Annotated in this window: 19 protein-coding genes and 1 pseudogene; 1 reads left to right on the forward strand and 19 read right to left on the reverse strand. The window is 29.1% G+C overall.

The window, feature by feature from the left end; translation table 11 throughout:
- Positions 1–95: 95 nt before the first annotated feature.
- The 10 genes and pseudogenes from JYG23_RS14845 to JYG23_RS07905 all read right to left on the reverse strand — a co-directional run bounded on the left by JYG23_RS14845 (position 96) and on the right by JYG23_RS07905 (position 9,892).
- A complete protein-coding gene (locus JYG23_RS14845) occupies positions 96–632 on the reverse strand; it encodes a hypothetical protein (RefSeq protein ID WP_242631658.1) in 537 nt (178 codons plus the stop codon).
- A 239-nt stretch (positions 633–871) separates the two neighbouring features.
- On the reverse strand, positions 872–1,264 hold the full coding sequence (locus JYG23_RS14850) for a hypothetical protein (protein ID WP_242631659.1): 393 nt from the start codon (positions 1,262–1,264) through the stop codon (positions 872–874).
- A gap of 229 nt (positions 1,265–1,493) precedes the next feature.
- Positions 1,494–2,048: a hypothetical protein gene (locus JYG23_RS07875; protein ID WP_207237888.1), complete on the reverse strand. Its 555-nt coding sequence runs from the start codon at positions 2,046–2,048 to the stop codon at positions 1,494–1,496.
- 362 nt (positions 2,049–2,410) lie between these two features.
- Positions 2,411–3,361, reverse strand: coding sequence for a hypothetical protein (locus JYG23_RS07880; protein ID WP_207237889.1), 951 nt, complete (start codon positions 3,359–3,361; stop codon positions 2,411–2,413).
- Positions 3,362–3,642: 281 nt separating this feature from the next.
- Entirely contained in the window at positions 3,643–4,068 is a 426-nt protein-coding gene (locus JYG23_RS07885; RefSeq protein ID WP_207237890.1) for an NUDIX hydrolase, read from the reverse strand.
- Between the two features lie 188 nt (positions 4,069–4,256).
- Positions 4,257–4,445, reverse strand: a pseudogene (locus JYG23_RS14855) (tyrosine-type recombinase/integrase); the annotation flags it as partial.
- 356 nt (positions 4,446–4,801) lie between these two features.
- Positions 4,802–4,996, reverse strand: coding sequence for a copper amine oxidase N-terminal domain-containing protein (locus tag JYG23_RS07890; RefSeq protein WP_207237981.1), 195 nt, complete (start codon positions 4,994–4,996; stop codon positions 4,802–4,804).
- A 45-nt stretch (positions 4,997–5,041) separates the two neighbouring features.
- Positions 5,042–6,394, reverse strand: coding sequence for a transglutaminase domain-containing protein (locus tag JYG23_RS07895; RefSeq protein WP_207237891.1), 1,353 nt, complete (start codon positions 6,392–6,394; stop codon positions 5,042–5,044).
- 518 nt (positions 6,395–6,912) lie between these two features.
- The gene (locus tag JYG23_RS07900) at positions 6,913–8,169 is read right to left on the reverse strand and encodes a S8 family serine peptidase (RefSeq protein ID WP_207237892.1); all 1,257 of its coding nucleotides are present in this window, start codon (positions 8,167–8,169) and stop codon (positions 6,913–6,915) included.
- Positions 8,170–8,275: 106 nt separating this feature from the next.
- Positions 8,276–9,892, reverse strand: coding sequence for an ABC transporter ATP-binding protein (locus JYG23_RS07905; protein WP_207237893.1), 1,617 nt, complete (start codon positions 9,890–9,892; stop codon positions 8,276–8,278).
- A 302-nt stretch (positions 9,893–10,194) separates the two neighbouring features.
- Here JYG23_RS07905 and JYG23_RS07910 point away from each other — a divergent pair, with 302 nt between their 5' ends.
- Entirely contained in the window at positions 10,195–10,629 is a 435-nt protein-coding gene (locus JYG23_RS07910; protein ID WP_207237894.1) for a hypothetical protein, read from the forward strand.
- A 276-nt stretch (positions 10,630–10,905) separates the two neighbouring features.
- Here the strand turns inward: JYG23_RS07910 and JYG23_RS07915 are convergent, their stop codons facing one another.
- The 9 genes from JYG23_RS07915 to JYG23_RS07950 form a co-directional block, all read right to left on the reverse strand.
- A complete protein-coding gene (locus JYG23_RS07915) occupies positions 10,906–11,088 on the reverse strand; it encodes a hypothetical protein (RefSeq protein ID WP_207235079.1) in 183 nt (60 codons plus the stop codon).
- 264 nt (positions 11,089–11,352) lie between these two features.
- Positions 11,353–11,817 carry a GNAT family N-acetyltransferase gene (locus JYG23_RS07920; protein WP_207237982.1) on the reverse strand — a complete coding sequence of 155 codons (465 nt, stop codon included), beginning with the start codon at positions 11,815–11,817 and terminating at the stop codon, positions 11,353–11,355.
- A gap of 305 nt (positions 11,818–12,122) precedes the next feature.
- Positions 12,123–12,680 (reverse strand): GNAT family N-acetyltransferase, encoded by a 558-nt coding sequence (locus tag JYG23_RS07925; protein ID WP_207235080.1) that lies wholly within the window; start codon positions 12,678–12,680, stop codon positions 12,123–12,125.
- Positions 12,681–13,046: 366 nt separating this feature from the next.
- The gene (locus JYG23_RS07930; protein ID WP_207235081.1) at positions 13,047–13,901 is read right to left on the reverse strand and encodes a hypothetical protein; all 855 of its coding nucleotides are present in this window, start codon (positions 13,899–13,901) and stop codon (positions 13,047–13,049) included.
- Positions 13,902–14,183: 282 nt separating this feature from the next.
- The gene (locus JYG23_RS07935) at positions 14,184–15,044 is read right to left on the reverse strand and encodes a serine/threonine protein kinase (protein WP_371818594.1); all 861 of its coding nucleotides are present in this window, start codon (positions 15,042–15,044) and stop codon (positions 14,184–14,186) included.
- A 223-nt stretch (positions 15,045–15,267) separates the two neighbouring features.
- The gene (locus JYG23_RS07940; protein WP_207235082.1) at positions 15,268–15,987 is read right to left on the reverse strand and encodes a DUF5694 domain-containing protein; all 720 of its coding nucleotides are present in this window, start codon (positions 15,985–15,987) and stop codon (positions 15,268–15,270) included.
- A 397-nt stretch (positions 15,988–16,384) separates the two neighbouring features.
- A complete protein-coding gene (locus tag JYG23_RS15030; RefSeq protein ID WP_256440229.1) occupies positions 16,385–16,513 on the reverse strand; it encodes a hypothetical protein in 129 nt (42 codons plus the stop codon).
- A gap of 76 nt (positions 16,514–16,589) precedes the next feature.
- Positions 16,590–17,126, reverse strand: a complete 537-nt coding sequence (locus tag JYG23_RS07945; RefSeq protein ID WP_207235083.1) for a GNAT family N-acetyltransferase — start codon at positions 17,124–17,126, stop codon at positions 16,590–16,592.
- 240 nt (positions 17,127–17,366) lie between these two features.
- The gene (locus JYG23_RS07950; protein WP_207235084.1) at positions 17,367–18,020 is read right to left on the reverse strand and encodes a DUF6796 family protein; all 654 of its coding nucleotides are present in this window, start codon (positions 18,018–18,020) and stop codon (positions 17,367–17,369) included.
- Between the last annotated feature and the right edge of the window lie 427 nt (positions 18,021–18,447).

The raw sequence follows: 18,447 nt of genomic DNA on the forward strand, positions 1-18,447 counted from the left end.
GGGGAATGTGGTGCTGACTTTCCCTATCAACGTTCCTCTAGGCACCCTTGCGTGAACATGTTGTTAGGCGTAGTTAAACATAACTAAAAACATCGTTATACATCTTTTTTTATGTAAAATTCCATTTTATTTATATACTCATCAAGAGTAATTTTATCGTATACTTTTTTTAATGCAATTGAAATAGGAATAGTTGCAGACGCTAATACATTATGATTGTCATCAACGATACATACTTTAACTTTATTAAACTTATCTCTAACATAATCATCATCATAAAGAGCACATGACAGTTTATCTAAACACTGCGATGCATGTGCTAATGATGATTCTACATCACTATTATATTTACCTTTCACATTTAATCCAAAAGTGTCATCTGCCTCTTCACATGATATATACTGAAAACCTACAATTTGCATGTTCTGAATAATACTTAACAATGAGGATTCAAATCTAATGTTTATGTTATCAGTTCCACCTAACTCCGTAACTATATCTTCTATGTAATTTAAAGTAAACAATACTTGTGCAAGTCGGAGCACTCCATATATATCTACAATCCAATGTAATATTGTGTAAAAGTCATCATATGAAAATCTAAGTGTATGAATATTATTTTTTCCATACATAACTTCTATGCTATCTTTATTAATAATGAAGGATTTGTGTGCTGATATATTTCTCCATTGATTTGTCGATACTGAGAATATTGGATCCTCAAGAAATAATTTTGTATCACTTTTTACTATTCCAGCAAAACTACTTATTAATTGACCAAAGTCTAATTTTGAGTTATCGGTAATAGATTGACGAAACTTAAAGTTAACAAATTTATCAAGTAATATTAATCGAGGTTTAAAACAACCTTCTAATATCTATCAATAACTTTAAAATAGTAACTTATTTTATCCCTATCTGAAAATTTTTTGTAATCAGGTTGTGTCAAAAAATTTATCATCCATTTCATATCTGTATTGGATATTTCATTAAATGAATCAGCCAATACTTTGATTATTTTTTGTTTATCTATATTCAAACAGTCTTTATAAAGATTAAATGTCCAATCAAACAGTTTTAAATATTCAGGTTTTGTGCAAAATTTTATGTAATTAATTATCTCGGTTCTCAATATTTCTTTGTTCTTTTCAAAAACCATCTCATTTGAAAAATATTTTTTAAGTTTTGTATTAATTAACTTATTCCAGTCATCAATCGAAATTTCATGATTAAAGGGTAAATTATCAAATATTCTTTTTTCCATTATTTCAACTCCTTTATTAATTTCGCCTAACGGTCTTGTGTTCACGACGTCGCTGAACCGGACATCATAGCTAGACCATCTTGGCGGTGCTCGCACCCGGTGAAGTGATGTGGTCTGACTAGACCACTGCTTGACTTTCTTCCTTGACTCTCATACTCGCTGACGTTCCCTCAAGACCCAAAGCGTAAACATGTTGTTATATGTTTAAGTTTCCATCAGCTCCAAAGACTTACCCTAACATCTGTTTATCTAAATAATCTAATATTTCTTGTATTATTTTATCTTGTACTTGATTACCTTCAATAACCAAATCACAAGTTGGTTTAACTGTTTTTAACATTTCTAGATAACATACTCTACCATAATTCAAATAACATCTTATATCATCCAATATATCTTTGTTCAAAGAGTTTTCATGATCTCTAAGTAATCTTCTAGACATTGCCACATCTAATGGCGTATCTAAAAATATTGAAACATCTATGTAATTACCAATATCATCTTTGACATAAGAAAACGGATAATCTAATAATATCCATTCAAGTGTTTTTTCAGAAGATATTATTTCTTTTATATCATCAATTAATGGAGTTAATATATATTCACTATAATCTGCCCCTCTTTGAACCCAATCAATTATTTCCTTTGGACAATCAAAGTCATATTCATCAAAATGTAATGAAATAGAATTAGGTAGTATTTCTTTCAATTTTTCTATTATTGTAGTTTTACCACCACCTGAAACTGCTGATATTGAAAGAACTATAGGTTTTTTCATATTCATTTTTTCCTCTTTTCTAGATATACTGTTAAATTAATGTAAGAATTTATCAATCCATATTATAATAAATAAACATAACCACATTAAAAGCGAAGACTCTGCTCTGATATGATGGAAACTGTTTCATATAACGTCTATGTGTTCACGACGTCGCTGAAACGGACCCACCTGACTTTCCGTCTTGGCGGTGCTCGCACCCGGTGAAGTGATGTGGTCTGACTTGCCCCTTGAACGTTCCCGCTAAGACCCGAAGCGTGAACATGTTGTTATAAGATGTGACGATTATTTTTCTCTATATCATTCGTGCAATATAACGGTTGTGAAGTATATACTTCTATAAAATACAATAAATTAAAATAATACTTCTACATTAAATGCATCCTATTATTTAATAATTTATTACTTGTCTCAAATAAATCCGAAGCAAGTCTAACAACTTTATCTACTTTATCTTCCCATGCCTTTTCATATTTCACATATTCACACTCGAATATTTTCTGTGACAATTCATTGACAATTCTATATGCTGCCATTGAATGGGTATTATCGGGATTACTATTATCTGCTTCTCTAAGTATATCCCTTATTTTTTCATTGTTAGGCCAATATATCAATTCCACTAGCTTGGCCCGATATTCCAAATCTACGCTTTCTATATCTGAGTATATTTTCTTATCAAAAGCATGTTGTGCCTCATGCTTTAAAAATGAAATATTGAATTCATTGCTTTCTACATCATATAAATTACTTACGCAACATAAAATCCCATCTTTGCCAGTCCAACCTCCAGTTCCAGTCATCCCAAAGGAAATAAAATCTAGCCAACTTCTCGATATGAACCCATCCATCATAATGATTGTGTATAATTCTATCCCACTTGGCAGTTCTACTTCATACGTTACTTTTGTAGAGCTTTTCCAAATATATGGCCCCCAAAAACCTTGTGTATCTCCACCTAGATATTCATAACCTTCTCTTTTCACTATCTTTTCTATTTCACATTCAATATATGAATCCTTAGGCAAATCTGATTTAGAGCCGCAGTACATCCATAATTCTTGAAAGAGCATTTTTTCAGCATCTTCTTTTAGAGTATTCAACCAAAATACATTTCTATAATAGTTTTGATAAATTCGGTCTAACTTACCTAGAATTTCATTATCTGTTCTTTTATAATATTCGCTCTTTTCAAAAATACTTATGTACTTCTCATATAAATCTTTCTTATCAGGAATTTGACTGAGATAATTCGTAGCTTCATGTAATTGCCCTTTCCATAAATAGGACACAAATTCATGCTTATTAAATATGTTCATGATATGATCCCTCCTAAATGTACTTACTTATCATTCTTCCAGTGATATAGATGCTGTATACTTAGTTCTCATTTTATGCTTTTATAAAACAAAACCCTATAGCACAACTCTGATATCGCCATGTCTTATAACGGTCTTGTGTTCACGACGTCACTGAACCGGACAACAATAGCTAGACCGTCTTGGCGGTGCTCGCACCCGGTGAAGGGATGTGGTCTGACTTGCCCTATCAACGTTCCTACTAAGACCCGAAGCTTGAACATGTTGTTATAGGATCGTAGTTACAATCCCCCTTGAATTTGCTTAATAAATTTATTCAAACCAGGTTTTACAGGAGGACTTATATTATCAGGGATATCATTAATATCAAACCATTTTAAATCTAATACTTCAGACTCTTGTAATTTAAGTTTCCCTTCAAATTCAGTGCTTATGTAAACAACATCAATTATATGTACAATATTACCATCAGGATAAACACGACGTAATTCTGGACCTGAAAACACGTCAAATAACTTCATTGATAATACTTTCAATCCAGTTTCCTCAAACAATTCTCTTTTGGCAGTATCTTCTACCTTTTCACCTAATTCCGTATGTCCGCCAGGATATCCCCAGCAACCATTATCTCTTCTTTGTTGTAAAAGTATTTTATTATCTTTATATACGATTACACTTGCTCCACAACTTTGAAATTCTTTACTCATATGTTCTATTCCTCTTTTATTTATCTTTGTTTTATATCTTTTTCAAACTCCATATTAAATAGCCACATTATAACTATGTCCTATAACTACTCCTTTCACGACCCAATGGTTCGCTAAAGTGGTTCATATTATGTTTATTACGTATGAAAGTTTCGTAATTTATATATTTTTATACTTATTTTTTATACTTATTTCTTTGCTATTCTATCTATCGGGCTTACTATTTTCTTTAGGTCTTTATTTGTTACATGAGTGTATATTTGAGTTGTTTTTGTACTAGAATGTCCTAATAATTCTTATATATATCGTATATCTGTGCCATATCCTAGTAAATGAGTTGCAAAAGCATGTCTTAATGAATGAATTCCTACATTTTTTAAAGGACACCAAAGAGTGACATATAAGTTTCCCAGAGACTAGCTGTAACAAGACTGAAAGTACTAGCTATAACAGCACCTACAAAGACTAACTCTAACAAAATAAAATCGACTTCCGCAAGCTGACTTAGAAGAAAAAAGAATAATCTTGCTTTCAAAGCATTGTGGAGCATTGCTAAGAATTGTACAAAGCAAAACGAGCGTTTTAAGCCAATTAGTCTTGCTTTAAAAACTCAACCCACGCATTTGGCTTATATGAGTGAAGCTGAAGTTACAATTCTTAATGCACAAACATAGCTAAAGAAAAAAAATTATTCTTTCCCTTTAAAGCACATCCAAAGAATGGCATAAAATTTTTAATGTATAATTACTGTACTATTTTCACCATCCCAAATAACTACGTTATTAAACGCTTCACTTATAAATCTTACAGGAACTAAAATTCTACCATTTAATACAGTAGCACACACATCCATTTTTTTCTCAACACCATTAATTAAAGCAATATCATTATTAGACACTACAGATACTATTGTTTCACCATCAGTAATTGTAGCAGTAGATGTTTCTTTATCATAATCTACATAGTAACCTAGTTATTCAAAAACTGCTCTTATCGGCACTAAGGTTCTTCCATCTACCACAACAGGAGCTTGTCCCGTACTTGTAAAATCTATATAGCTATCTCTTAGCTTGATATTTATACCATCAGTTGTCTTATTTCTAATTAGATTTGACTCATTTTCAGCAAACTCATTTAGATATTCATAATAATTTTTATAAGCCTTTGGATATGTATATAAACTACATGGAGTGTGGTTTCTTCTAAAAACTTTATCTGTAAGCATATAATAATCATATCTTATTCTACCTCTTACATCTGGTATAGGATCATCCCAAGTAACATCAAGATTAAACCAGTACCCTCCTAAATTTACCATATTCCATGAATGACTTGCAATTTTGTTACCAGTATCAGCCTTACCTACAACATATTTAACAGGCACATTAGCTAAACTTAACATCCTATAGGTCAATAAGGAATATGCTTGGCAAACCCCAGTACCTTCGTCTAACATTTCTTTTATGTAATAATTTTTGTATGATGTATCATATCTGTAATTTTTTACTATATAGTCATGTATTGCCTTTACCTTTTCATGTGCATACATATCATCAGTTATAATTTGTGATAAAATTTCATTTATCTTTACATTATCCTCCGCTTGATTCAAATACATTTCAGAGTAATTAAAAGACGACCTTACATAAATTACATATTCTCCACTAGCCATAGTTGCGTTAACAGACCAGCTTTTTCCTGTAATAATGTGATTAATGTATACGTCATTTAATTCCCTTCCTGCTGAAAAACTACTAATTACTTTATTAACCTCAAAAAAGTTTTTTGTTGTTAAAGGAATATTTATTATTACATTTAAATCTTCTTTAAATGACAATGCTTTATTTATTAAAAAGTTTTTATATTCTTCAATACTATTTACTACAGGATAGTTCATTTCGTTAATGTAAGAAAAATAATATTCTTCATAGGGACTAAATATAATTTCTATTACATCTTTATCTTCATAATTAGCCTTATAAAATGTAACATCAGACGTAGTTAAGGTAAATAGCGCTAATTTACTATCATCCTCTGCCAAAAAAACATCCTTCATGTCATCAATTAACTCTCTTGTTTTTTCAACATTTAAATCAGTTGGCTCAATCAAATACAAAACTTTAAAGTCATTTTTTCTTTCTCTATCCTGACTTATGATATACTGGATTAGCTCGTCCTCATTTTTTGCAATTTTGTAGCTACTATAATCCTGAGATGAAAAATAATAGCTATTATAATTATAGTCTAATGCAAATACATTTAAATTAGAGCATAGTAGCATAAATATAGCTATATAAATTACTACAATTTTAATTTTATCCTTCATAATTTGTCTCGCTTTCATAAAAATATTATTTATTTTGGTGTTTAAAAAATAATCAGTATTAATATTTTTTTATTATCCGAATCAATATTTACTAAAGGATAATCATAATAATGTCCATCTTTCACTTGTACTTTAGTATACTTTTTAGGTCTTCCTTCTCCAAAATCTTCCTATAATTTAGCTATTGCTTTTTCTTCTTGGATTCTTCATATATCTCTCAAATTTTGCAACTGCTAACATGGCAGTTAAAATTAACTTTTCAGTAGGCATACTATCTACATGCAAATATTATTAAAATGTATTTACCCATTATTTATATAATTATACCAAATATTATTATGTCATTCAACTTTAATACTATTTATCAATTTAATCAAGTCATTCTTTAACTACAAAATTTATTGGTTCCTTCAAGAACTCGCTATGCTTTTTTTGTTTTCGCCTCATAGTGTCGTGTATATAATGCTTAACATCAAGGTTTTTATATACTTAACTAATTCAGCCACATAAATTATATCCTATTTTTCTTCTTGCAGTTTATTAATTAAATCAACTGGACTTATAACCTTGTCCATTGTTAATTTTATTTCTTCATCATAATATTTATAATTACTTTCAATAATTTTACCTGTTTCATATGCCTTAGGGAAAAATTCCTCAAAAGTTATATCAGGCTTTACTTGACACGCTAAAGCATAAGCACCGGCAACATAAGGAACAGACCAACTAAATCCCCCGTTTATATATACTGCGTAATCCTCTTGTCCTGACGGTGCTGCTGTGCATCTAAAATCCATTGGTATATATAAATTTTTACAATTTAAAACTGTTTTTGCATTACTCATCCAAAATATACCCGGACAACAATCATTAAAATCATTACCATTTGTCATTGGTTTTCTACCCATACCAACCATTTTAACATTATTGTAATTCATTCGAGTAGTTAGTGTTGCTATACCATTTTCCTCAGCTAACTTAACAGCTTCCTGAAATTCATCATAACCTTTTTCAGTATTACTAAAGCCTAATGAAATTGATATAACTCTGATTTTCCTGTTTTTAGGTAAAGTTTTATTGATTTCTATTATCTTTTTTATATCATTTGCAGTATATGTATAATCATATATATAATTATTATTTTCGTCATAATCTCCAAAATGACCGCTAATATAATATAAGTCCGCTTCGGGAGCAACTCCAACACTTTTTCCTACAGCTATAGATGCTACCGCAGGACCGTGCATACTTGAAGTATGTTCTCCGTATTTCATATCTTTATATTCTTCATAATATTTCAATCTGTCCTTATATTCTATATGGTCTACCAATAAGCATTGGTCTATTATAGCTATACCTACACCCTTTCCTGTTATACCTTTTTTATGCAATTCTCTAACGTTTAATCCTGGGTCCTTATACAGTTCCATAATTTTATCAGGATCAAACCCTTCAGGTAGCTTATCAGGCCATACGGTTTTGGAATCAAATGAAGCATACAACAAATCATCTACTCTATCCATAAGATTATCCGAACTAAGATTACTGCTTCTCACGTCCAATGCCCACTGTCCATATTTATCATTATGAGGTAATGATGTAGTATCTTTAAAAAGTTTAGTATAATCCGCCACACCTGGTACTCTCTCAATAGATATTACAGGCACTTCTGATGCTTCATTTACTTTGCTATTATCACTGCATGCTGTCACATTAACAATTGAAAATGCTAAAATAAAAATACATACTATAAATTTCTTAAAACCTTTTTTCATATCGTCCCTCCAAAATATTTATAATGCTATTATACCACATTTTGGATAAATTGTTAACTGTTCGTTTTAAATATTGTATCATAATTCAATATTTAAAAATTAGTATTTACATTCCTATAAATTTAGAATATATATTGTCATTTTTTGTCTCATGCGTAATTTTGAAAATTATACAGTCTTTTTTATTTTTAATAATATCGCTTTCAATTTTTAAAACAGTTGATTTAGTTTTTTCATCTAAACCAGCTTCAATTTCATCTAAAATTATTACTGATGATAACTGATATTTTAATAACAATTTAATCAGTAACAACTTCTTACGCTGTCCACCTGAAAGTGAATGACCGTTTTCTTTTATCTCCATTATTTTACTGTCAAATCCAACTAATTTCTCCATCTCGTCTAATTGTAAATCTGTTATTTCTTGTCCTGAGATAGCTTCAATATAATTTTTAACGTTATCATTTAATATAATTTCATCTTGGTCAACATAGAGTATTTGATTATTTAAGCAACTTAATTTTATATTATTTAACAATACTCCATTCAGAAGAATTTCTCCACTTTTAGGTGATAATAAACCCGTAATTAACTTTACAAATGTTGATTTACCACCGCCATTAACACCTGTAACTCTAACTACGTCTCCTTTTTCAAAAAAATAATTTTTTTGGTTTATATTATTTTTATTATTACCTTCATAATAAAAACTAACATTACTAAATTCTATATTTTCTATAGGTCCTATTTTTTCCTCACCAAAACATTTTTCCATATTAAGTATATTGTCGACATTTTCAAAAGATGGAATCATTTTAATTAAAGCATATATTGATGATTCTAAATTCTGACTTGTATCTAAAACCATATTTGATACGAACATATAATAAATTATATCTCCAAATGTTGAATTTCCCATTGTCATAGATAATATAGCCGCTATTGTAACAGAAACAACCTGATGAAATTCTGAAATAAGGTTTTTAAGGAATATTTGAATTTTATCTGCTTTTAGTGAAGTATTAATAAAATTCCATAAACTATTGTTATTTTTTTTAATAAAATAATCATTTAATTCATTAGTTTTTGCTAATTCTATAGCATCTATATATTCATTAAGAGTTTTATTGTCTTCTTTCATTTTTTTGTTTACTTTCATTGATGCATTTGATATAGGCTTACGTGAAAACATTGATATAAAAAAGCCTATTATAGATGCAGCAAGTAATACTATTGTTAATTTTAGATTTAAGCACGACGATACAATTAGAAAAACTACAATTAATAAAATATTTGCAACTATATTAATACTGTGACAGGCAATACCGCTATACATATTAAGAGTATCCATATACAGAATATTTTTTAGCTTTTCTTTACCAATAAGCATTAGTTTTTCATAACTTGATTTTGTTATAGCATTACATACATCTTCTCTTAAATTTTGCAATATTTTACCACCTAAAATATCTAAGGACATATAACGCCCCATATCAACAAAATTATAAATGAGTAAAAACAACGCATAAATCAGTATACAATATATCAAAAATAAATAGGATTGTCTGGTTTCAACTTCTGTAATAATCCACCTCATAAAAAGTGGTAAAAACATTTGAATACAAATTAAGATAAAAATAAAACATATACTTATAAATAATTCTTTTTTATTTTTAGTCAAAAGATTTTTTGAAAAGTTTATAAATCTGCTAATTTGAATCATCCTCCCCAAAATATAATTATAAAATTAACACTATTAGTACTTTAACTTGCTATTTTTTAATGTTAACTTTAGCATTAGATTACTTCAATATTATAAGGCAATTTACTATTGTCAATAATTGTTTGAATCATCTTAGCAACATCAACATAACTAAACAAATCTTCATTATTATTCATTTTTCCATTTTTTGCTTTCTAAAAATATTGTAACATTTTGACACTAAATTATCAATTTTTACATAAATATATAAGTTGGAACTATATTAAATAATAATCGTCTAATATATATAAGAGGTGATAAGTTTGAAAATAAATAAAGTTTTTATTGCATTAACTGTATTTTGTTTAGTTTTAATAGTAGGATGTTCAAATAAACTTATTAATGAAGGAAATAAAATAATAGTAGAAAAAAGAGTCAGTGAAGCCAATGAATATGAACCATTTAATGAAATAAACGATAAAGAAAAAGTACAAAATGTTAAAGACATCCTTGATAAAATCAAGTGGAAGAATATAGATGTAGATATGGTTCGTCCTGCTGATTATATATTTTATTTTAAGGACTCCAATGAAATTTCTGAAGCAAAGGGGTTAACTTACAACCTATGGAAAAGTCCAAATAAAGATAAGATAGAAATTTCTATTGACTTTGAAAGTAAATATATTCAATTAGACAAAGAAAAATCAGAAGAATTGTTTCAAATTATTGTAGGTAAGAGTTTGTCAGAAATAAAATAAAATTTCAAAAATATACAATGGGAATCTCTTCTTGAGACTCCCATTCAAAATGTCTTCATATCAACACTATTCTATAACAGAACCTTTACTATAAGCTTATTAAACTCATCAACACTAATCCCTTTCATTTTCTAAATCTTCCACAATATCCACATTATTAATTCTTCTTTGTTGTATTTAAATAATTCTTCTATTTTTCTCAACTTATAATCATTTGTAGATTCAGCAATATTTTAACAACTCGGCTGTCATATAAAATACAGCTAATTCACAAACTTACTCTTCCTTAATGAGCTGAAGCAACTTTTCTGCTTTTTCAATGTCTATTTGCTCAATATTCATCGTCTGAGTGGAATTACTTGTATTTTGGTGAATTTGTGAATTTAACACATTACCGTTAAATATGTTAGTTGTATAATTTCTTTCATTTGCAGTTTTTGTATCTTCAAAGGATTCCAAGTTTTTGTCTCAAAATTTTTAATTTTTAGTTTTCTTGCAACATTGTATGCTTTTCTTATATCTACACCTTCAATCTTTACTCTGAAATGAATATAATAATTTCTTATAACGTTTGGTTTGCCGAAGTGCTCCAGCGTTACAGGTGGCTTGTTTGCTGATTAAGATAGCTCTTATCTTAATCAGACAAGCTAACGACTCGGTTAGCTGAGGCATGTGCTTTGGCTTTTAATTCAGCTTATATCTGTACATAATCCAAAATTATACTTATTTTGTTGGGTTCATTTTCTTTTTAAACAACACTATTTTAACAGAAGCATCCATATATTCCTTTACGATGGTATATCCAACTTTTTTATAAAAATAATGATTTCTCTTCTTATCCGCAGGGGTTTCTAAAGTCCAAACTGTTGCGTTAGGAAATTGACTTTCAATAAACTTAATAGCTTCTTGTCCAATTCCTTTATTCTCATAATCCGGTAGCACACAAATCCCCCCAAGAAAATAAGTACTATCATGATTATCTCTAACAATAATATTACCTACTATTTGATTATCACAAATTATTTTGTATGTTATCCTGTTCAAAACGATATTGGTCATGCTTTCTTTAGAATGATTATATCCAGGACATTCCCCATATTTGACATAATCAGCATAGAAACTTTGATTTTGTACATCAATCAATTTATCAACATCATCGACTGTTGCTCTTATAAATTCAATTTTCATCATACAACTTCCTTTCATCTAATGTTATTTTTTATCAATATTTAACAATTCCACACTTTACTTGATTACGAAACTAAAACTTTTATAAACATACTCTTTCAGCTAACGTTTGGCATTTGCGTGGAGCGACAGCGCAACCAGCAAGGTGTTGTTAGTGGAAGTGGCATATTTACACTACACTTTATTCGTTAACTATACCCATAAGAGCATTTATTTTTGTTCGTCATATATGAATATTGTATACTAATAACTGAATTATTAAAGAATTTAAATATTTGATTAACTATTTATTATTAGTCTAATCTTTAGCTATTGATATTAAACTCACTATCAGTTAATCCATAATAAAGTTCGTTCCAGTATTTTCCTTGATGATAAAAGACTTCTCTCCTCAAACCTTCCTTAACACATCCTAATTTCTTTAACATTGTCTCTGAAGCTACATTTCCCTCAACCAAAGCAGCATTAAACTTATGTAATCTACGTTCATTAAATGCATAGTCTAGCAATAACTTCATTGCTGCTGTTCCATATCCTTTACCACGGAAATCATAATTTATTCTCATACTAATACTAAACCTTCCATTTCGATCATTAATGTTATCTAAACCGATTCCACCAATAACCTCACCTGAAAGAGTTTCGATTACAAAACCAATATTTTTGGAATCATTTTGATGTGTACTGAACATTTCTTGGTCATGTGCTTCTGTTGTTGGCAACTCCATCTCACATTCAAGGAAAAATTGTGCTTCACTATCAAAGCGATCAAAATAGCACTCTTCCCAATCCTCTGACTTTCCAGCTCTTAAACGAACAAGATCGTTCTGCCAATAATACTTTGAGTAATTTGGTGTTTTCATATAATAATCCTCCTATTTAAAAAGCATTCTCAATTCATATTATAATATTGAGTTTTATAGCTCGTCCTTATTTGATTAACAATATCTTATAACGTGTATTAATTAACAAATTAGTGCGGAACAAAAACTTTTATCAATATGCCATTTCCACTAACGTTTTGTGTTCACAACATTTTATCATCGGACATCATAGCTTGTCTGTAAAGTAAGATGATGAAATGTGGTACAGACTTGCCCTATCAACGTTTTTCAAAACACCCTTGCGTGAACATGTTGTTATAGGAAGTAGTAATGTCTTTTACACCTATAATTCTTCGTTTATATACACATTACTTTACTATACTTTCTAAAAAATAATTTATAGAACTATAATATACATTTATAACATCTATATTTTTCTTTAACATCAAAACCTACATTTAACGCTAAATTTAGCTCATCAGTACAATCTTCATCAACAAAATATAAAATTTCCTTTATAGACCCAAATTCATTATATAGTTGTACAAACATTTCATTGATTAAAACATTTTCAATTCCTTTATTTTTATATTCTTTATCAATAAATAAACCAACAACTTCTGATAAGTCTTTGTCAGTTTTAGTAAAAATACTCGCATAAATTTTATCATCATTCCTAAAAGTAAGTATTAGGAATCTATCTATATCATTTTTCAAGTTTTTACTATCATAATACATTTCCGAAGGTATAGCATGTTTATCATGAAATATAGCATATTCCTCAAAATTATCTATACTAACTTTATATACGCAATCATGCTTATGTTTCGGATGTAATTTTAAATTATATAAACTAGTAACAATACTAGATTCAATACATTCTATATTCTTTTTCTTAAAACATTGGTTAGCATTTTTATTAGAAAATGGTACACCTATTAATAATTCATATCCAACTAACTGTTTTCTTATGTAATCAATCATTTCTTCAGCTATTTGATCATAATTCTCGCTTATTAGAAAATATGTTGTTTGTGCATATTTTTCATTACATTCCCAAAAATAAATACAAACTCCATATAATATATCTTGATGATAATAAGCTACTATATTCTCATTGTCTGCATCAATAGCTTTTTCAATATCCTTTTTAATCTCTTTCATTGAGTTTCTTCTTGGATAACTAGCATGCGAATTATTCTGACTTAATTCCCATACAAAATTAAATACTTCCTCGAATCTATGAATTGTTTTTATCATTATTAATCTCTCTTTATCATAAATTTTAAATTTCTATTTAATTTATTATTCTCTAATACATAATTTTATGAAATTATATATTACGAGTCTTCTAAAAATAATTCTCATAGAACAACCCATATATCACTATTTCCTATAACGACTCTGTGTTCACTCTAACCCACAAAGCCCTTCTCTATAGAGAGTGAATGTTGGCAATACTCTGTTATATGATGTTAAGCACAGAAACAACCACTACAATAAAAATTATTATAATATCATACAATGTTATTACAATGCTTTTTATTGTGCCTTAATCCATTCATCATAAAATTCACTTATTGACTTATATCTTTGATTTCTATCATTGTTTACTGCTTTCTTTGCTACATTGAACAATTTTTGTGAAGCACTCCAGTGCTCTATATTGCGGTTACTATTACTTCCTAATAATTCAAATGCAACTGCTCCCATAGTGTATACATTTGTTATTTCATCAATAATTGCACCCTTTTGAAATTCTTCTGGTGACATAAATCTTGATGAACCCCACATTCGCCCCATTGTATTAATTAAAGGAGTTTTTTTGTAAAAATCGATATCACAGATTGTTATATTGTTAGTTTTAAAATCATACATTAAACTGCCATCATAAAAATCTACTGCAACATATTTTCTTTTAGCTATCAATTTATGAAAATCATATATTTTTTCTAAACTATCAAGTTTATACTTTAAATCCAATAAGTTAAATTTATAATTTGGAGAACTGGGATGTATGTATTTGGGATATTTGTAAAAATCCCAATGAGCATGTAGACTTTCCCCTTCTGCCCATTCATATATTGATACATAACCTTTAGTTTTCTCATAGTGCTCAATTAACTTAACTAAATTAGGATGTTGAATATCTTCATATATAGATACTGATTTTTTCATCCTATCAATTGCATCTTCGTACTTACCATCATAATCTACAGTAGGTGCTCCAGCATATTTAATAAATAATTTTTTATTACCATCCTTAATTCCAAAACAAATATTTCCTGAGTCTTGTTGGTCAAAAGCACAGAAAACTTCTCCATATTCTCTTAACCACTCAAAGTCATAATCTTTCTTTAGTTCAATTTTAATGTTATCAATTTTTTTAATTATCTTGTCCAAATATACCCTCCAATTGTTTAGTCTTTCAAACTTAGTTAATAAAAATAGTGCTTAATTTCATATAACGTTCTGGATTTGCGACGTTTCGTTATCGGACAGTAATAGATTGTCCTAAGACAAGATAATGGAATGTGGTGCTGACTTTCCTCTTGACTTTACATCTAAGCACCATTGAGTGAGCATGTTGTATAAGATGTGGCGATTATTTCATACTAATTATTATTTATAGATAATTCAAAGTATTAACAACATCAAATAATCCACTTTCTTCTAAGAAATTTGATAGCATTCCAGTATGCCCAGCCCCAATCAATAAAAATATTCTTTCATTTTTATTTTCAACTAATTGAGCTAAACGAGCGAATATAATCAGATTTCTTTGATACCACCAAGTTAACCATCCCATTCCCACATAATCATTATTCAATCCAATTCTAGCCATATTTACATATTGTTCATGTGTGTTTTTTATAGATTCTTTATCGTTAAATGAACGTAATATCTCTGTGATTGTAATATCTTTACCATATGAACAATTATCCGAACTAAATAGTTTCAAATACTGTGGTTGCTCTTTTTTAGTAAAATCATATACATCACTAATAGAATTAATTGATGCTCCTCTTTCCATCCAATCTACAGCATATATCTTATCATGTTCTAAAGCTTTTGCTAATCTAAACGCAATCTGCTGAGTTTCCGACATTTTTAGTTCGGCTTTTCCATTAACATAATTGGAGTAACTCTCATTTATTTTATCACTATATTTATATTCAATCTCAACAGCAATTTTTGTAGGACTAAATTTTTTAATTTTATCAACAAGTTGTATTATCTCCTTTTGTCGCTTGTCGCTTGCTAAATCAACAACATTTGTGTTAAATAAATCTTTAAAACTTGCCATATGAAATGTACCTAATATCATTATTTTTGATTTACTCATTTTAGAAGTCTCCTATAATTTAGATTTTTCTTATTAAATATACTTATTATTAGTCAATTATTAGTTCTAAAAAAATTACCACGTTATGGCCATTTTCTTATAATGTCTCTGCGTTCACGCCATCACTAAACCGGACACCATAGATAGACCACTTGGAGGTGCTCGCACCCGGTGAAGGGATGTGGACTAACTTTCCACCTGATGTTACATCTAAAGCACCCTTGTGTGAACGCGTTGTTATATGCTGTTTACTACACACCTACAACGCATCTTGAAAATTCATCCTGTATACCCTACGTTTTTAACAAAAGCATAGTAACTACTAGTTTTAAAAAATTTACAAAATATTTTTTCAAAATAAGTAAATTAATTATTTTTTCTTTTTACGATATATGTTTTATCTTAATAAATATTTCTCCGGCAACCAATATTTCATTAATTCGTTTGAAATATGTAATGCTTCTTCTCTACAATATGCTGAAACCGAAATCATTAACCCATTTTTACCACACCAACCTCCACCCATAGGTTCAAATACTGTAATTGTAAAACTATCATAATTATTATTGAAAAAAATACGTCCATATACATAGCGTAGTATTTTATTTCCATTCGCTCTTCAAAATTCCGTATACAACATGATTAACAAAAACTCCATTTAGAAATTCTGCATCTCTTATAGTTCCTTCATTTGTAAAGCCCAATCTCTCTGGTATAGCTCTACTTTTCAAATTTTTCTCTGCACATCTAATTTCAATTCTATTTAAATCTAAATCTTCAAGTGCATAATCAACAAATTTCCTACATACCTTTGTCATAATACCTTTTCCTACATATTTTTCAGCGAGCCAATATCCTATACTTGTTGATTTACGTATCCAATCAATTTTATGGTATCCTATAGCACCAGCAAGTTTTTTTCTGTAAAATATTACAGCTTGAAAACCATCATTTGATGCAAATTGCTTCATGCTAGCTTCAACAAATGCCTTTGTATCTTCAAAACGGTTTGTATCAACCCACGAAAGCCATTTTCTTAAGTGACTTTTATTTGCACTTATTACATCAAATAATTCTTTTGCATACTTACTCTCAATTAATCTTACTTCTATATCACTATCAATTACACACTTAAACATCTTTTCTTCCTCCTTGTAATCACGTATCTTTTAATGAGCAATCCTCAAAAGCTAACCCCAATATTGAACTTTCGTCTAACGGCTTTGTGTTCACGACGTTCTATCATCGGACTATATAAGGTTGTACCTAAAATAAGATGATAAAATGTGGTGCTAACTTTCCCTATCGACATTCTCACTAATCACACTTGTGTGAACATTTTGTTAGAGGATGGTATTATATCACTCTTAATATCTTTCTTAAATTAAATTTACTATACCAATAACACCAAACATAGCCAATCCTAAACTTGCAGCACAAATAGAAGGAACTTCATAAAACCACTCTTTTTTAATGGCTCTTAAAATCCATCCAATAATTTGAAATATAACAGGATTAAGAAATACAAACCAAATTGGTACATTTAGAAACTTCATAATTATTGTATAACAAACGATTATTGTAGGAACAAGCATTAAAACTAAGTATAGTACAAAAAATGGTATTTTAACTACCTTAAATGCCTTTGAAATAGTTCTATCAGCAAGTTCAAAATTATTATTTTTCATTATTTCTTTATAAATTATAGGAATTACACAAATAAAAGTATGTATAAAAAAACCTCCCATTGCTCCTATAAATATTGATAATTTTAAGATATAACCTGTTATTTCATTATGTATACTAATTTGATTTCCCAACGATATAATTCCCATGCTATACATAGGTACAGCAAACATTGCAATAATACTTGATGATATAAAACGCCAATTCGGCATCTTCTCCCAGTTTGAATCTAAAATTTTATTTGATCCACACTTTTTATTATCTTTTCCTTTAATATCTAATAGCATATCAGCTATGGCACATAGTATACCACCGACTATTCCAATAACAGATAAAATTATATTCATATTATTTTCACTCCCTATCATATTATAAATAATCAATTGAAGCATTATTACTTATATTATAAAAATTTTACATTTAAATTACGCTATTATTGACCTCAAAGTTATTCTCTGTAATGATATAACTCTTTCATCTAACGTTTCTGCGTTCACGACATTCCCCAGCATTACAGGCAGTTCTCAAAGCTTAGATAGCTCTTATCTTAGCTTTGAGGGCTACCGTCTCGGTTAGCTGGGGAATGTATGACAGCTTGTCCCTAGAGTTCCTGACCATCCCCAAATGAACGTGAAATGTTGTTATATGATGAAGCAGTATCACACTCCAACACCTTTCTTAAACTAGTTTTTAGTAAAAAAACATTTTCTACATTCAATCTCTATTCATCTTCACATATTGTTAAATTGAGTTACAAATAATATTCTGTACATT

Source organism: Sedimentibacter sp. zth1 (assembly GCF_017352195.1).
Classification (GTDB): Bacteria; Bacillota; Clostridia; order Tissierellales; family Sedimentibacteraceae; genus UBA1535.

Coding starts and splice junctions, on each gene's coding strand:
- JYG23_RS07950 (WP_207235084.1), bottom strand. CDS start 18,020: ATGAATATAATTTTATCTGTTATTGGAATAGTCGGTGGTATACTATGT.
- JYG23_RS07895 (WP_207237891.1), bottom strand. CDS start 6,394: ATGAAGGATAAAATTAAAATTGTAGTAATTTATATAGCTATATTTATG.
- JYG23_RS07920 (WP_207237982.1), bottom strand. CDS start 11,817: ATGAAAATTGAATTTATAAGAGCAACAGTCGATGATGTTGATAAATTG.
- JYG23_RS07900 (WP_207237892.1), bottom strand. CDS start 8,169: ATGAAAAAAGGTTTTAAGAAATTTATAGTATGTATTTTTATTTTAGCA.
- JYG23_RS14845 (WP_242631658.1), bottom strand. CDS start 632: ATGTATGGAAAAAATAATATTCATACACTTAGATTTTCATATGATGAC.
- JYG23_RS14850 (WP_242631659.1), bottom strand. CDS start 1,264: ATGGAAAAAAGAATATTTGATAATTTACCCTTTAATCATGAAATTTCG.
- JYG23_RS07875 (WP_207237888.1), bottom strand. CDS start 2,048: ATGAATATGAAAAAACCTATAGTTCTTTCAATATCAGCAGTTTCAGGT.
- JYG23_RS07905 (WP_207237893.1), bottom strand. CDS start 9,892: ATGATTCAAATTAGCAGATTTATAAACTTTTCAAAAAATCTTTTGACT.
- JYG23_RS07885 (WP_207237890.1), bottom strand. CDS start 4,068: ATGAGTAAAGAATTTCAAAGTTGTGGAGCAAGTGTAATCGTATATAAA.
- JYG23_RS15030 (WP_256440229.1), bottom strand. CDS start 16,513: ATGGGTGGAGGTTGGTGTGGTAAAAATGGGTTAATGATTTCGGTTTCA.
- JYG23_RS07925 (WP_207235080.1), bottom strand. CDS start 12,680: ATGAAAACACCAAATTACTCAAAGTATTATTGGCAGAACGATCTTGTT.
- JYG23_RS07940 (WP_207235082.1), bottom strand. CDS start 15,987: ATGAGTAAATCAAAAATAATGATATTAGGTACATTTCATATGGCAAGT.
- JYG23_RS07880 (WP_207237889.1), bottom strand. CDS start 3,361: ATGAACATATTTAATAAGCATGAATTTGTGTCCTATTTATGGAAAGGG.
- JYG23_RS07930 (WP_207235081.1), bottom strand. CDS start 13,901: ATGATAAAAACAATTCATAGATTCGAGGAAGTATTTAATTTTGTATGG.
- JYG23_RS07945 (WP_207235083.1), bottom strand. CDS start 17,126: ATGTTTAAGTGTGTAATTGATAGTGATATAGAAGTAAGATTAATTGAG.